This is a genomic window from Roseibium sediminis (assembly GCF_008711325.1).
Taxonomy (GTDB): domain Bacteria; phylum Pseudomonadota; class Alphaproteobacteria; order Rhizobiales; family Stappiaceae; genus Roseibium; species Roseibium sediminis.
Genome location: NZ_VXDB01000110.1, coordinates 1 through 604 on the forward strand (window position 1 = coordinate 1; position 604 = coordinate 604).

Genomic DNA, 604 nt, shown 5'->3' on the forward strand with positions numbered 1-604 from the left:
TGATGGCATCGATGGCAAACGGGCCGTCCGTGATGACATTGCCCGAGCCGTCGACAAGCTGATAGCTCACACTATCCGTGCCATCGGCATCAGAGGCAGAGGCTGTGATCCCAACTGCTGTGCCGGTGGCGGCGCTCTCGGAGACCGTGTTAGCCGCAGAATTGCTGTCCGTGACAGCGGTCACGTCAAACTCGTCGACATCGGTCAGATTGACCGTGAACGTCTCCGTCGAGGTTGACCCATCCGTCGATGTCGCCTGAACAATAACCGTGACGCTCGTTCCAGCCTCGTAATCGAGCTGCGAGCTATCCGCGACCGTCACAACACCTGTGGAAGCATCGATAGTAAACGGGCCATCCGTGATGACAGTGCCCGAGCCGTCGACAAGCTGGTAGCTCACACTGTCCGTGCCGTCCGCATCAGAGGCAGAAGCGGTGATCCCAACTACTGTGCCGGTGGCGGCAGATTCAGACACCGTGTTTACCGCAGAATTGCTATCGGTGACAGCTGTGACATCGAACTCGTCAACATCGGTCAGGTTGACCGTGAACGTCTCCGTGGAGGTTGACCCATCCGTCGAGGTCGCCTGGACAATGACTGTGAC

At 58.3% G+C, this 604-nt stretch carries 1 protein-coding gene; it reads right to left on the reverse strand.

Annotated elements, in window-relative coordinates; translation table 11 throughout:
* A partial coding sequence (locus F0155_RS23290) for a cadherin repeat domain-containing protein (RefSeq protein WP_150526946.1) occupies window positions 1-604 on the reverse strand: 604 nt, incomplete at both ends.